Consider the following 13,502-nt stretch of genomic DNA (forward strand, 5'->3'; position numbering starts at 1 on the left):
TGGTTATCGGTTGTTCTCGCGATGAAAGCCGCCTTTGATAAAGGCGGCTTTTTTATTCAGAGCGCGTATTCAGACGGCAATGCGAAATTGTTGCACGCTTTCGGCCAGGCGTGAGGCCTGATGTTGTAAGGTATCGGCGGTGCGTACCTGCCGCGCCGTAAGCCCCTCGTTAGTATGCAGTTCCTTGTCCAGCGCCACCACTTCGGCGGCAATGCCAGACACGCGGCGACTTTGTGCTGTGGCGTTTTCCTCCAGTTCTTTTAACTGGGTGACCACGGCGCTGACCGACTGACTGATTTGGTAAAACAAGGCTTCCAGTGACTTCACCTTGTTGAATCCCTCAGAAATATGCAGCTGTGTATTGTTCACCAGCCCGTTAATTTGCTGTGCCGACTCGCCGCTTTTATTCGACAGGGTACCCATCTCTTTTGCCACGACGCTAAAGCTGCGTCCATAAACCCCTGCATGCGCTGATTCAATCGCCGCATTCAACGCCAGCAGACGCGTTTGCAGTGAAAGACCGTCCAGCAGCTCGACAATGCCGGCGATTTCCCCTGAGGAATCGACGATGTGGCGCATCTGCACCTCCATTTCATCGACCTGACTGGCGCACTGCTGCATCAGTTCATCCGCGACATGTGCCTGCTGTGCGGCCTGTTGCGAAAACAGCGTACTGTTTTCAACCTCTTCCGAGACACGATGCAGGCGCTGTGAAATATGACTAAAGCTGCTGTTTTGCACCTTATAGTGCTCGCTTACCTGGTCATTGGTATGCTGCATTTCCCGCGCACCCTCCGCCACGCTGGCGGCTATGGTATTAATTTCTGCCACAATGGTGCGCAGCCCTTGCCGCATATCCGCCACCGCGTTAAACAATCCGGCGGTTTCTAACGATTGCAGACGAGGCGGTTGCGGGCAACTGACTAAGTCGCCAGTGGCAATAGCCTGCAGCTGGCGGCTGGCCAGTCTTAAAGGAATAATCACGCCGCGCAGCAGCAAAACTCCACCCGTCAGCAACAGCGTAAACAGCAGCCCTGTGACCAGCAGCGACAGGTTACGGCTGGTGGTCAGCGTCTCCAGTGTCAGGTTGTTGACGGCAGAAAGCTGTTTGTTGGCCTGGGTGATTTCGTTAAACCAGGCGCTGTTAAACTGCTGTTGATAAGCCTGCATCGGCACCATAAAGAACGCATCGATATTATTGGCTTCCAGGCCTTTAAGCTGCTCTTCAAGGCCCTGGGTTAACATCATGAAACCCTGCTCAAGCTCCCCCTTGGGAACGGCATGGTCCTGAGCAAACAGCTGTTCTGCATGCACGAGTGAGGATTTTGCGGTTTCCGCCAGGCTCTTCCAACTGTCCACCGATCCACTTTTCTGATCTTCCATCAGATAAATGCCTGCCCGGTGACTGTTATCGCTGGCCGTCAGCAGCTCTATGCGAGCGTGATCGAGCAGCGCCAGCCGGTCGCGCATGGCACTCGCCTGCGTCAGGTTCACTTTGGTATGGCTGACCTGCGCGGTCAGCAGAACAATCCCGATGGATTGCAGCAAACAAAACAGCACAACGAACAGCATAAAATTGCCGCGCAGGCTGGTAAGCCAGGTGGGCACCGGGGGCAGTTTGACGCGATAGCGACGCTTCAGACTGCGCAGGGATAACAACGTGAGAGGTGACATCATTCTACCCATCAAGTGAAAAAGCAGCAGTATTCTGGGCTTGTATGACGAGGTTGTGACAATATCGCCTGGCAGCGGGAAAAGAGGAGAAAGGTTGCGCCTAAGCGCAACTTTTAGCGTGTTTTATGCTGTAAATCGTGAATGTAGGGCAGGAGAAGCTGCGCCACGGCGGCAAAAACGGGGACGACAACGGAATTACCAAACTGTTTATACGCTTGCGTGTCGGAGACCGGAATGCGAAAAGGCTCACTGCCGGCATCATCGAAGCCCATGATGCGTGCGCATTCACGGGGCGTAAGACGACGGGGACGATGCGCCATATTGGTGGCATCAAGGAAATCACGCTCGCCTTTATCCGCGTCCCAGCCGCGATCGATCAAAATCTCAGAGCCATCTTTATAGTAGCGGGCAGACAGGGTGCGCACGCAGCACTGCAGATTGCGCGGATCGTTCAGACCAAAGCCAAAGCCATTCCCCAGCGCTTTATGCTTTTTGGCATACTGATACAGATAACGCCACAGCACCGGCGACAGGATGTACTTATCATCAGGTGCGGCTTCCAGCAAACTTTGCAGGCTGGGCACCTGGGCAGGGAAAAAGCGTTTGATGTCGCGCAGGGTAAAATTCTCGCAGCCGGCAATGTCCCGTCGAATGCCCACCAGCACAATACGCTCGCGGTGTTGAGGCAAGAAATGGCGGGCATCAATCACTTTCGGATCCGGTGCACTGGCATCGGCATCCGCGACGGCATAGCCCAGCTCATCCAGCGTGTCCATGATGATGGCAAAGGTCCGGCCTTTGTCATGGCTTTTTAGGTTCTTCACGTTCTCCAGCACGAAGAAGGGCGGTTTTTTGGCGGCAAGAATGCGTGCTACATCAAAAAACAGCGTACCCTGCGCCTGACATTCGAACCCATGCGCCCGACCCAATGCATTCTTCTTACTGACGCCAGCCAGCGAAAAAGGCTGACAAGGAAAGCCTGCCAGCAGCACCTGATGATCGGGGATGGCTGCATCAATGGAGGAGTAGATCGCTGCTTCATCGTTTAGCCCGGCAGGCTGCGTGACCTGGCGGATATCAGTATTGAAGTGGTGCTCAAGCGGATCGCTGTAGTGGTTGGCCCGGTACGTGCGAATCGCCTCTTTATTCCACTCACTGGTAAAGACACATTTTCCACCAATGCGCTCAAATCCGCGACGAATCCCCCCGATGCCGGCGAACAGATCAACAAAACGAAACGCAGGTGCATCATAATGTGCAGGACGAGACGGCAATAAGCGTTCGAACAGATCCCGCTCCGCAGTGCTCAGCACGGGCAGCGTGCTTTTACCCTGACGAATACGGTTGATGAGCGTCGGTGACCAGTGCGCAAAGCCGGCCTGATGCAGTCGGGCAACGATATCCCTGACGGAATAGATCGACAGGACCTGGTGTAACAGATTCAGTTCATCGGAATGCAGAGCTGCAGAAAGAAGAGGTTCAGCGGTTGCGACGGCGTGCATGCAAATATCCTTAACAGTGAAGCGCCTATGCTATCACTCCTTGCCCGATGAGGAAATCCGCCTGACGCGGCGGCGATGGGCTGCAAACACGCGAGTGTAAAAGTCAGGACAGGTAGCACCGGACGCGTGATTACCGTCCGGAAGCGGCAAAAAAATGGCCGCTTTTGTCCAGGTGGCTTTCGCTTTTCAGGACGGCGACTAAAGTTGAAAGAGTAGCCTTTAAGGAGATGCTATGGCCGACGTTCACTCCAGCGAAACGCGCAGCAAAAACATGCGCGCTATTCGCCAGCAGGACACTGCGATTGAGCAACGCATCGCACTATTGCTTAAAGATCGCGGATTCACTTACCGGGTTCAGGACAAAAACCTGCCAGGGCGGCCTGATTTTGTCCTGACCGCTCATCAGGCCATTATCTTTGTGCACGGCTGCTTCTGGCATCGTCATCACTGCTATTTGTTTAAGATACCCGCCACGCGCACCGAGTTCTGGACAGGCAAGATTAACAGCAACGTCGAACGAGACCATCGCTATGTCCGGCAGTTACGTGAGAGCGGCTGGAAGGTTCTCATCATCTGGGAATGTGCACTGCGTGGCAAACTCCGTCTCGACGACGACGCGTTGCTTGAACGACTGGAAGAGTGGTTACTGGTGATGAATGACAGTGCTGAAATCGATCATCAGGGCATTCATCATTATCGTGAGCAGGAATGATCGGGCCTTGCACATCAGTAACATAACATGTTAGATAGACGCTTTTCCGTGACCGGGAGACCGAGATGAGCAGCATAAAACTGACGGTTAAACGTCTCTACCAGATTCGTGATGAGCGCATGGTGAATACCAAAGCCACCGCCAGAATTTATGTGGGCGAAACGCTGGTGGCCACGGAAGAAATTACCGGCATGACGGAAAGCCCGGTCAGTAAATACCTGCATAGCGAAGGACTGGCTGGGCAAGCGGTGCGCGTCGAATGGGATTGTGAGGGCATCGCAGAGATGACGGTAACGGAAATCGAACGATGCCCATGTTGTCAACATAACGAACCGGAATAGTCACAACGCACGCATCGTATGCCGTTGGGCTTCGTCGAGGATGAGGCTTCCACTGTTTGCGATGTAAGTCGTTGTCGATGACCGAATAAGGGACATATTTTGGCAGGAACCAGTTTATTAACGTTGCTGGATGATATCGCCACGCTGCTGGATGATATCTCTGTAATGGGCAAAGTCGCGGCAAAGAAGACGGCGGGCGTTCTGGGTGACGATCTGTCACTGAATGCGCAACAGGTCAGTGGCGTAAAAGCCAATCGCGAACTGCCGGTCGTGTGGGGCGTGGCCAAAGGCTCGTTTCTGAACAAGCTGATTTTGGTGCCGCTGGCGCTGATTATCTCGGCATTTGCGCCGTGGTTAATCACGCCGCTGTTGATGATTGGCGGCGCTTACCTTTGTTATGAAGGTGTCGAGAAAGTGCTGCACAGCCTGCAACACGACAAGCAGCAAAATTCACCGGAGGCCCGTCAGCAGCGTCTGGATAACCTGGCAAAGCAGGACCCGCGTGAATTTGAAAAGAAAAAGGTTAAAGGGGCTGTGCGCACCGATTTCATTTTGTCCGCCGAAATCGTCGCGATTACGCTGGGCATCGTTTCGGAAGCACCGCTGCTGAATCAGGTTCTGATCCTGGCGGGCATTGCCATTCTGGTCACGATTGGCGTTTACGGTATTGTGGCGGGCATCGTGAAAATCGATGATCTGGGATTCTGGTTAAAGCAAAAATCGTCACGGGTGGCCCAGTCAGTTGGTGCCGTGCTGCTGGCTGCGGCACCCTGGCTGATGAAAATATTAACCGTGGTGGGCACGCTGGCCATGTTCCTGGTGGGAGGGGGCATCATTGTTCACGGGATAACGCCTTTGCACCACTTTATTGAAAATGCTATCGCTCCGTTTAGCGGTCTGGTGTCAGGGCTGCTGAGTAACGGCGCTAACCTGGTGATTGGTTTTATCATTGGGTCGATCGTGCTTTTAGTGGTTAACCTTATTGCCAAACTGCGTGGGTAATCGGTATAACAGCGCCTTCTTTTACGCGTTCTGGGGAGAAAACAATGAGCGACGATATGTTTGAATTCGATATAGATGCTCAGTTAGAGCAGGCCGAAGCCAAGGCAGAAAAAAAGGCGGCCGAAGTGCCTGACGACCTGAGTGACGAAGCGGATTGCGAAGGCTGCAAAATCTGATTCATCCTCCCTCTGAAGCGGATAGCCTCTTATCCGCTTTATTCCTTTCCAGGATAACCTTCTACTTTATTCTGAATTTGCCCTTTTTCTGCGCGCCTTAACAGCAGCAACTTTTTTACCATGCTATAAATAAATATTAAGAATTAATGTCAATGGATAAAGAGGGCGCAACATGGTTTTTGCAATCAGTGATGAAGTGCAGCATAAGGACGGCGGGCAAACGATGGTGGTGACCGGTCATGCCAGTGGCATGGTAGAGTGCCGCTGGTATGATGGTTATGCGGTCAGAAGCGAGGCGTTTCGGACAGACGAGCTCAGCCACACTCGTGAGTCACAACCGCAGTTAACGTCCTGATTGCAGATGACCGGGCCGGTGTTGTACACCTGGCCCGTCTGTCTTCCTTCCAGGCATCACGTCACGTGATAGCCTGTCTTCCACCTATGGCATGCTAGACGTTACCGTCATTATCCTCTTCCACCGCCTTGTAAATTCGTTGCAGAATATCCGGGAAGGCAGACTGAACCCGACTCCAGCTTGGGATAAACGGCTTGTCATTTGGGCGTTCTATAAAGGACTGACCCGCATCCAGGATAGCCTGGGTAAACATCTCGACCGCAGCCTCTTCCACGTGCTGATCGAATTTCAGTCCGTTCATGGCGGCCTCATGATTGTAGATTTCCATCATATCTAACGCGTTGCGATAGTAGGTGGCTTTCAGCACGCGGAAGGAGTCGCTGGTGAGCGGCACGCCCATGGTGGCAAGTTTACGTAAAAGCGACTGAACAATATCGTTGCTCATGCGCTTCAGGCCGCCTGTTCCGTCATCCTCTGCCAGCGGCTGATGCTTGTGGTCATAATTATCCGCAATCTCAACCTGGCACGACTGGCGTGTGGTGTAATTGCGATAGATCTCGGAGAGCACGCCAATCTCCAGGCCCCAGTCACCCGGAATTTTAATCCCGTTAAGGACATGAGTACGCATGGCGAACTCGCCGGAGAGCGGGTAACGGAAACTGGAGAGGTAATCAAGGTACTCCGAGTGACCATACACTTTTTGCAGAGAACGCAGCAACGGCCCGACTAATAAACGGCCCACGCGACCATTGAGTTTGCCGTCGGCGACACGCGCATAAAATCCTTTACAAAACTCATACTGAAACGCGGGATTCGCCAGCGGATAAAGCAGACGTGCCAGCATACCGCGCTCATAGGTAACAATATCGCAATCGTGTAGCGCGACACAGCTGGTGCGGTCGGAGGCCAGCGTATAGCCGGTGCAGAACCAGACGTTACGCCCTTTGCCCGGATTCGTCGGCGACAAACCTTCTTTGTCCAGTTCCGCGTCGATCGCCTTCAGGCGGGGACCATCATTCCATAAGATCCGATGGCGCTGCGGCAGGCGAGAAAAGAACTCGCGGGCATGGAGGAACTGATCGCGATCGGCCCGGTCAAGGCCGATGACAATTTCATTCAGATACGGCACTTTCGCCAGTTCATCGACGATTTTGCTCAGTGCCGGTCCTTCCAGCTCAGAAAACAGGGAGGGCAGAATTAACCCCATTTTGCGTTTACGCGCAAAACGCACCATCTCTTTTTCCAGCGATTCGACGCTGCGGTGCGTGAGATTATGAAAGTTAGTAATTACGCCATTCTGAAAGAAATCACTCATTGCATCATCCTTATGGGGTTGCCCGAGGAACCACAGCCGTTCATGGCTGCGTTAAAAAATGGTCCAGACCTTCGCGCCAGCCTTCAGGGCCGTGATGCGTTGTATGATAAACCTGCCCATCATTACGCGTTAACGTGACAGGGTTTTTGCTGAAGCCTTTAATCACGATGGCATAATCGACCGCATCGAGCATAGGTGCATCGTTAGGGCCATCACCCAGTCCAATCGTGATCAAATCCTGATGGCTGTAATGCGACAGTAATTTATGCAGGGCATGGCCTTTTCCGCTTCGGGCCGGCATCACGTGCCAGAAGCGGCCGCCCTGGGTAAGCGTCAAATGGTAGTCAGCCAGCGCATGGCGAAAACGGTCTAACGCCTCGTCGGTATCGCGCCAGACGATAACTTCGGAGGCATCGCGCTGGCGGGCGAGCGCGGCCTCGGCTTCCGGTAAACCTGTCATTGCCGACACGTCGCTGTCGCTAAAATCCTGAAAGCCGCTAAAGCGGAACTGCTGTTTCATCGCGCTAAGAATCCGACAGATGGCGACGTAGTTCAGCTTATCGTCAGGGATACGAACGGGTTTGTCCTCACGGAGATAGAGAACCGCGCCGTTTTCGGCGATAAACGGCGTACCGCTAATCCCGATTTTTCGTTGCAGCGGCAGAATTTCCGCCGCCGTCTTGCTGGAGCAAATCACCACAGGAATCTGATGCTGGCTGAAGGTCTCCAGCCATGCTGTGGCGGCATCCCAGTTGTAGTCGTGGTGGTCAAGCAGCGATCCATCGAGGTCGGTCACGATCATCAGCGATTCATTCAGGTTGGGCATCCAGGTCTCCTCCACACGGCTCACGTTAGCCACGGCATCTGTTTAGTGTAGTTGAGTCCTGAAAAGGCCCGAGGTTCCGTACTCATGCAGACAGAACCAGGAGGATTCTTAAAACCCGATAGGACAAAAAGCGGGAGCGGTCAGAATGTGCACGACGCATGGCGCGCACGCTGCGGCTTGCGTAGGCAGGAGGAGAGCAGGAGCAGAATAAGATGAGCGAAACGTGCATCGCAGAAGCTTGTTTTCATTACCGGAACAGCTACTCTGAGAAAGCAGTATGTCTTCCCTGGTGTAACGATTTTAATACTTGCCTGGCCTGTGCCGGGTATTTTTTTGCCTGCTATTCCGCCCGGCGAGCGATCCCGCTAGCGATTGATCTCACTGTAGCGGCAATCGTGAATGTCCATCTCACACTGCTCCGCAGGTTCACGGCACGGCGCTGTCGGCCCGCCAGCATTTTTTTCAGCCTGCGCAACCTGAGGCGAAAAATAGTCCTGTACCCGTCCTGCCGTGTCACGCTGGATGGCATGAAGAAGCGCATCCATTTCACTGTCCCGATCACTTTGGTTTTCATCTGAAGCGAGAAAATGCGTCATAGTCTGCCTCCAAAGAGCAACGTGAATACTGAGTATAGAACGGCGGGCTGACAGCAGGGAAGGGTAAAAAAAAGCCCGCGCTGCGCGGGCAAAATAATCCTTGTTACTTTGGGTGTGTTGTTTTCCTGGGGTAGGAAAGCAACGCAATGAAGTGTAACGATTCCCGTGTTAAACGTCCGGCTGTGAAGTGTCAGGAAAACGAAAAAAACCCTGACTCAGATTTACCTGACTTTTCCTGTAACCCTTCAGAAAACGGCTATATTGGTAAGCAAAACGGTTTTTCTCAGTACCTAAAGGAATGGTTATGGACTTACTTCGAATTCTTATTGCTATTTTACTTCCACCACTGGGCGTTTTCCTGCAGGTCGGTTTTGGCGGCGCGTTCTGGCTGAACATTTTACTGACCTTGTGCGGCTACATTCCCGGCATCGTCCATGCCGTGTGGGTGATTGCCCGCCGTTAATGCCTGCATTCGTCCTACGCTTCCATTACACTGTTATCAGGAACGTTTCTGGAGAGTAACAGATGAAGGTAGACGATCGCGTAAGCGTTAAAACCGACGGTGGACCCCGGCGAATCGGTACGATCCTGGCGGTAGAACCTTTTAACGAAGGGACGATGTTTTTGGTGGCGCTGGACGATTACCCGCAGGGGATCTGGTTTTTTAACGAGAATAATCACCGGGACGGCGTTTTTGTCGAGCCCTGGGTTCCCGCCTGATTATCGGTCAGTCTGATGAAAACGCCCGCGATGTCTGAGGATGTCGCGGGCGTTTACTTTTATCTGTCCTGTCACGCATGTCACAGGACAGGGGCGTTTGCTTGGGTCAGAACGTTTCCCAGTTTTCATGACCAGAGGTAGTGGCTACCGGACGTAGCACGGGTGAGCTCGCTTTCGGTGCCACGTCTTTAACATCGGGAGTTTTCGCGACCGGTGTGTCGACTAAGCGAAATGCGGAAACCGCTTTCGTCAGTTTACCCGCCTGATCTTCCAGTGATGCCGCCGCCGCTGAGGCTTCTTCAACCAGCGAGGCGTTCTGCTGGGTCACGTTATCCATTTCCGTTACCGCCTGGCTCACCTGCTGAATACCGCGGCTTTGTTCATCCGAGGCGGCAGCAATCTCAGACATGATATCGGTCACGCGACGCACCGCTTCGACAATTTCACCCATCGTACTGCCGGCCTCGCCAACCTGATGCGAGCCACTGCTGACTAACTTCACAGACTCGGCAATCAGGGATTCAATTTCCTTCGCGGCCTGGGCGCTGCGTTGTGCCAGACTACGGACTTCACTCGCAACAACCGCAAAGCCACGTCCTTGCTCCCCTGCGCGCGCCGCTTCGACGGCGGCGTTCAGCGCCAGAATATTGGTCTGGAAAGCGATGCTGTTAATCACATTGGTGATCTCAGCAATTTTCTTCGAGCTGCCAGAAATATCGTTCATGGTTTTCACTACACCACTGACCATGTCGCCACCGTTGCGTGCTTTATCTGATGCATCGGCTGCGAGTTGGCTGGCATGGTGCGCGTTATCGGCGTTCTGTTTCACCGTCGCCGTCAACTGCTCCATGCTGGCTGCGGTCTGCTCAAGGGCGGCGGCTTGCTGCTCCGTCCGCGAGGAGAGGTCGGTGTTACCGGCTGAAATTTCACTGGAGCCTTGATAAATGGCGATAGCGCCTTCACGCACCGTACCGACCGTTTTGACTAACGATTCCTGCATGCGCTGCAGATTATCCAGCAGTAAGCCGATTTCGTTACGACCGTGCGGTACTGAAGGGGCGGTTAAGTCACCCTGAGCGATACGCTCGATATGGGCAACCGATTTGCGTAAAGGCGTGATCACGACCCGACGGAGAAAAACAAAGGTCAGCAGCACCAGCACCAGCGCAGCCACAAACGCACCACCCATGGAAATAAAACCAATACGTGACTGTTCGGCAGCCTTGGCGTTAATGAAATCAGAACGGATATCCCGAAGTTTGATCGCCTTGACCAGCACAGCGTTATAAGCGTTATCCAGTTTACGCGTGGTGTCGGTTTCCTGGGCAATGATGCTTTCGAAACTGCCCTGTTTACCGGCATCAATCATCGGCTTCAGGCCTTTTTGAACATACTCTTTGAAGCGAGTAGTGAGCTCTTCGTCCAGCCTGACGTCTTCGGGGGTTTTATTCTTGCGGTTCAGGTAGACGTTGAGGCCATTTTCAGCCTGCTTAATACGCTCATCCGTTGCGGCAAGGTTGGCATTGAAATCATCCATCTCACCAATACGCGCGGCCGCACCGGCCTGGATGATATTCAGTCGGGCAGAGCGGAGGTTTGAGGAGCTGTCGATCAGACCGTTGCGGACCTGAATTTCCTCAGTCGCATCTTTCAACGACTGATTACTCAGGATGAGGAAGTAGCTGGAAATGCCTATACAGAGTGCGAACAAAAATAATATCCCGCCGAAAATCAAACTAAACAGCGGGACCAGTCTGAGATTTTGCCAAAAACTGACGTTGTGATGTCCTTCATTAATCAGCGTTGTGTTCATTTCCTTGCTCTCTTAAGGGGGCCTGATGAAAAAAACATCGGCAGGAGCAGGAAAAGGTTTATGCTGAAAATTGAGATCTTGATCGCTAATCACTAAAAAAAACCGGCCTTTTGGGCCAGTTCTGTGAGGCGGCAAACTATCTTACGTTAACGTAAATACCAGAGGTCACGTTATCGGTTAAGCGCACGACATGGTAAATAACCTGCTTGTTGTGCGTTTTAATTTTCCGCTTAATGTTTCCTTTATGGGAAGAGACCGTCTTCGCTTTAATTTGCATTTTGTCGGATATCTGAATGGTATCATGACCCGACATCCACATTTTCAGCATATTTGACTCAGTCTGGCTCAACGTCAGAGGGTGAACGTCCAGCCCTGAGGAAATACGCGGAGACATGTTAAGTTTCTTTTGCAAATACGTGCTAAGGAGAGAATCCAGCGTTGAAGGTTTAATGGCTTTCGACGTAATAATTAAATTTTTTCGGACATACAGATATTCTTCAAAATGAATATTACTGATGGCCATAAAAATAAAAAACAGTGTTTCGGGATGCTGATTAATAATGCTGCGAATGCGCTCGCTAGAGTCGGTTTCGTGAATGAAACAGTCTTCATTAATAAACACAACACCTGGTTTCAACTGCTCACATCTTTGCTGTAATTGCTCAATATCGGAGACAGAAGTAATATTTTTCTTCTTCACTCCTTTAGAAGACATATAGTCCGATAATCCCAGGCGTGTGTAGTTGCAGGAATCCATAATAATCGTTGGCATGTTAGCGACCCTCACCAATTTGTTATCCGTTTAAATCAACGATGAATTACGCGTTGCGGTACGAGAAGATTTCCAAAGCGCTTTTTTTTATTCTGCTGATGCAGCGTGGCAACGGGCAAACGCCCGTAAAAGTCTTCTTCCTTGACCCGTTCTGCAAAATTTTTTCTTACTCTGGCCCCACACCTGGCGTCGAATCCACATCGGGTATTGATGTAAAGTCGTACCGGCGCGAAACACCGTTTTTGGGAGCAATGTCACTATCGCTGAAAACCCAGAGTTTTCTGATAGGACAAGTCTTAAAAACATTTGTTTCACGAAAGTGTAAGGTTGAAGAGTGAGTTGACAATGCCGGAAAAAACATTTTCTGACAAGAAAAATCACACAATATTTTTTCTTGTTTAATTTCAATGCATTGCCGATTTTATCACCAAAACAACCCTGTCGATGACTCTGTGTACCGCCCGACTAAAATACGCGATGCGCGGTTTAATAAGAATTATTTTAAGACTTATCGCACATTTATCAGAATATCCTTAGTTGATTTCTGGAAAATATGGTTTGAAAAATGCCCGGATAGTTGTGAATTTCTTAAGTATGGAAAAGGAAAAATAGTTAGATACTTAATGTTCAGGAGGGGGACAGTTCGGTGAGGAACTGGGCCAGAAGATCAAATATTTCGCCGAACAGGTGCTCACAGAACGGGGCGAGAAGGGGCATCAGCAGGCTGATCGTCAAAATGCCGACTGATAAGGTAATCGGGAAGCCGATCGCGAAGATTGATAACTGTGGTGAAAGACGGTTTAACAAACCCAGGACCATGTTTAGTGTGAGTAGCAGAACGATCAAGGGTAACGCTAACATCATGCCATTAAGGAAAATCATGCCGCCTGATTTTGCCAGCGCCATAAAAGCATTAGCTTCAAGTGGTGTTCCACCTACAGGAAGTGTATGAAAACTGTCCGCCAACAGTGAGATAAGCCACAAATGACCGTTGAAGGATAAAAACAGTAACATGGCCAGCATGTCGAGAAAACGCGCAAGGACCGGCATATTAAGCCGACTGGCGGGATCAAAAAACGTCGCAAATGACAGACCCATTTGCAAACCAATCAGTTCACCGGCCGCCCGGACAGCTGCAAAGGCAAACTGCATCGTAAAACCAATGGCGATACCAATCAGCATTTGCTGAATCAGCAGCATGAAACCGGCCGGCGAAAACAGGGTGACGTTCACCGGCGGTAACAGCGGGACCAGCAGCCAGGTGATCATGGCCGCCAGGCCGATTTTCACCCGTTTGCTGATGGCGCGCTCACTCAATACCGGCGCTGTCGCAATCAGCGCCAGAATGCGCACCATCGGCCAGAAAAACTGGCTTATCCAGTGAACAAGCTGGCTGCTGTCGAGCGTAATCATCAGCCGATGATATAGGGCAGGTTAGAAAAAACGGTGCGGATATAATCCAGCAAGACGTTTAACATCCAGGGACCGGCAACGACGCCCGTGGCCGCCACCGCAATAATCTTAGGAATGAAAGACAGCGTTTGTTCATTAATCTGGGTCGCTGCCTGTAGCAAGCTCACCAGTAAACCGCTGACCAGGGCGGCCAGCAGCATCGGAGCGGCCAGCAGCAACGCGACGCGCATCGCCTCCTGGCCCATTACCATTACCGATTCAGGTGTCATGAATATCTCCTGTGCC

16 protein-coding genes are annotated in these 13,502 nt (G+C 51.8%); 7 read left to right on the forward strand and 9 right to left on the reverse strand.

All coding sequences use genetic code 11. The features are described 5' to 3' along the window. Positions 1-69 precede the first annotated feature (69 nt). Together RAC90_RS01070 and dcm are read right to left on the reverse strand one after the other, a co-directional pair. The gene (locus RAC90_RS01070; protein ID WP_375123927.1) at positions 70-1,686 is read right to left on the reverse strand and encodes a methyl-accepting chemotaxis protein; all 1,617 of its coding nucleotides are present in this window, start codon (positions 1,684-1,686) and stop codon (positions 70-72) included. Positions 1,687-1,787: 101 nt separating this feature from the next. Next, the gene (gene dcm, locus RAC90_RS01075) at positions 1,788-3,176 is read right to left on the reverse strand and encodes a DNA (cytosine-5-)-methyltransferase (RefSeq protein WP_058708346.1); all 1,389 of its coding nucleotides are present in this window, start codon (positions 3,174-3,176) and stop codon (positions 1,788-1,790) included. Between the two features lie 232 nt (positions 3,177-3,408). Here dcm and RAC90_RS01080 point away from each other — a divergent pair, with 232 nt between their 5' ends. The 5 genes from RAC90_RS01080 to RAC90_RS01100 all read left to right on the forward strand — a co-directional run bounded on the left by RAC90_RS01080 (position 3,409) and on the right by RAC90_RS01100 (position 5,762). Then, entirely contained in the window at positions 3,409-3,888 is a 480-nt protein-coding gene (locus tag RAC90_RS01080; RefSeq protein ID WP_006119596.1) for a very short patch repair endonuclease, read from the forward strand. A 65-nt stretch (positions 3,889-3,953) separates the two neighbouring features. Further along, complete coding sequence (locus RAC90_RS01085; protein WP_006119595.1) at positions 3,954-4,229, forward strand: hypothetical protein; 276 nt, start codon at positions 3,954-3,956, stop codon at positions 4,227-4,229. Between the two features lie 99 nt (positions 4,230-4,328). Continuing rightward, positions 4,329-5,231, forward strand: coding sequence for a DUF808 domain-containing protein (locus RAC90_RS01090; RefSeq protein ID WP_054633597.1), 903 nt, complete (start codon positions 4,329-4,331; stop codon positions 5,229-5,231). 44 nt (positions 5,232-5,275) lie between these two features. Beyond that, positions 5,276-5,407, forward strand: a complete 132-nt coding sequence (locus tag RAC90_RS01095) for a hypothetical protein (RefSeq protein ID WP_006119592.1) — start codon at positions 5,276-5,278, stop codon at positions 5,405-5,407. A 172-nt stretch (positions 5,408-5,579) separates the two neighbouring features. Then, positions 5,580-5,762, forward strand: coding sequence for a YodC family protein (locus tag RAC90_RS01100; RefSeq protein WP_033742091.1), 183 nt, complete (start codon positions 5,580-5,582; stop codon positions 5,760-5,762). A 94-nt stretch (positions 5,763-5,856) separates the two neighbouring features. Here the strand turns inward: RAC90_RS01100 and RAC90_RS01105 are convergent, their stop codons facing one another. The 3 genes from RAC90_RS01105 to RAC90_RS01115 all read right to left on the reverse strand — a co-directional run bounded on the left by RAC90_RS01105 (position 5,857) and on the right by RAC90_RS01115 (position 8,499). Then, positions 5,857-7,077 (reverse strand): glycosyl transferase, encoded by a 1,221-nt coding sequence (locus tag RAC90_RS01105; RefSeq protein WP_033742089.1) that lies wholly within the window; start codon positions 7,075-7,077, stop codon positions 5,857-5,859. 40 nt (positions 7,078-7,117) lie between these two features. Beyond that, on the reverse strand, positions 7,118-7,903 hold the full coding sequence (locus RAC90_RS01110; protein ID WP_058708345.1) for a mannosyl-3-phosphoglycerate phosphatase-related protein: 786 nt from the start codon (positions 7,901-7,903) through the stop codon (positions 7,118-7,120). 365 nt (positions 7,904-8,268) lie between these two features. Next, positions 8,269-8,499: a DUF2525 domain-containing protein gene (locus RAC90_RS01115; RefSeq protein WP_058708344.1), complete on the reverse strand. Its 231-nt coding sequence runs from the start codon at positions 8,497-8,499 to the stop codon at positions 8,269-8,271. Between the two features lie 304 nt (positions 8,500-8,803). On the opposite strand from RAC90_RS01115, the gene RAC90_RS01120 reads away from it, so the two are divergent. Then, the gene (locus tag RAC90_RS01120) at positions 8,804-8,962 is read left to right on the forward strand and encodes a YqaE/Pmp3 family membrane protein (RefSeq protein WP_006119587.1); all 159 of its coding nucleotides are present in this window, start codon (positions 8,804-8,806) and stop codon (positions 8,960-8,962) included. A gap of 62 nt (positions 8,963-9,024) precedes the next feature. After that, positions 9,025-9,219, forward strand: a complete 195-nt coding sequence (dsrB, locus tag RAC90_RS01125) for a protein DsrB (RefSeq protein ID WP_006119586.1) — start codon at positions 9,025-9,027, stop codon at positions 9,217-9,219. A 106-nt stretch (positions 9,220-9,325) separates the two neighbouring features. Here the strand turns inward: dsrB and RAC90_RS01130 are convergent, their stop codons facing one another. The 4 genes from RAC90_RS01130 to fliQ form a co-directional block, all read right to left on the reverse strand. After that, positions 9,326-11,032: a methyl-accepting chemotaxis protein gene (locus RAC90_RS01130; protein ID WP_039338285.1), complete on the reverse strand. Its 1,707-nt coding sequence runs from the start codon at positions 11,030-11,032 to the stop codon at positions 9,326-9,328. Between the two features lie 136 nt (positions 11,033-11,168). Beyond that, positions 11,169-11,804 (reverse strand): transcriptional regulator RcsA, encoded by a 636-nt coding sequence (gene rcsA, locus RAC90_RS01135; RefSeq protein ID WP_006119584.1) that lies wholly within the window; start codon positions 11,802-11,804, stop codon positions 11,169-11,171. Between the two features lie 627 nt (positions 11,805-12,431). Continuing rightward, positions 12,432-13,217, reverse strand: coding sequence for a flagellar biosynthetic protein FliR (gene fliR, locus RAC90_RS01140; protein ID WP_006119583.1), 786 nt, complete (start codon positions 13,215-13,217; stop codon positions 12,432-12,434). Continuing rightward, positions 13,217-13,486, reverse strand: a complete 270-nt coding sequence (gene fliQ / locus RAC90_RS01145) for a flagellar biosynthesis protein FliQ (protein WP_033742083.1) — start codon at positions 13,484-13,486, stop codon at positions 13,217-13,219. Before fliQ ends, fliR begins: the two co-directional genes overlap by 1 nt. Positions 13,487-13,502 lie beyond the last annotated feature (16 nt).

The organism is Pantoea sp. CS_6 (assembly GCF_041954745.1).
Classification (GTDB): domain Bacteria; phylum Pseudomonadota; class Gammaproteobacteria; order Enterobacterales; family Enterobacteriaceae; genus Pantoea; species Pantoea stewartii.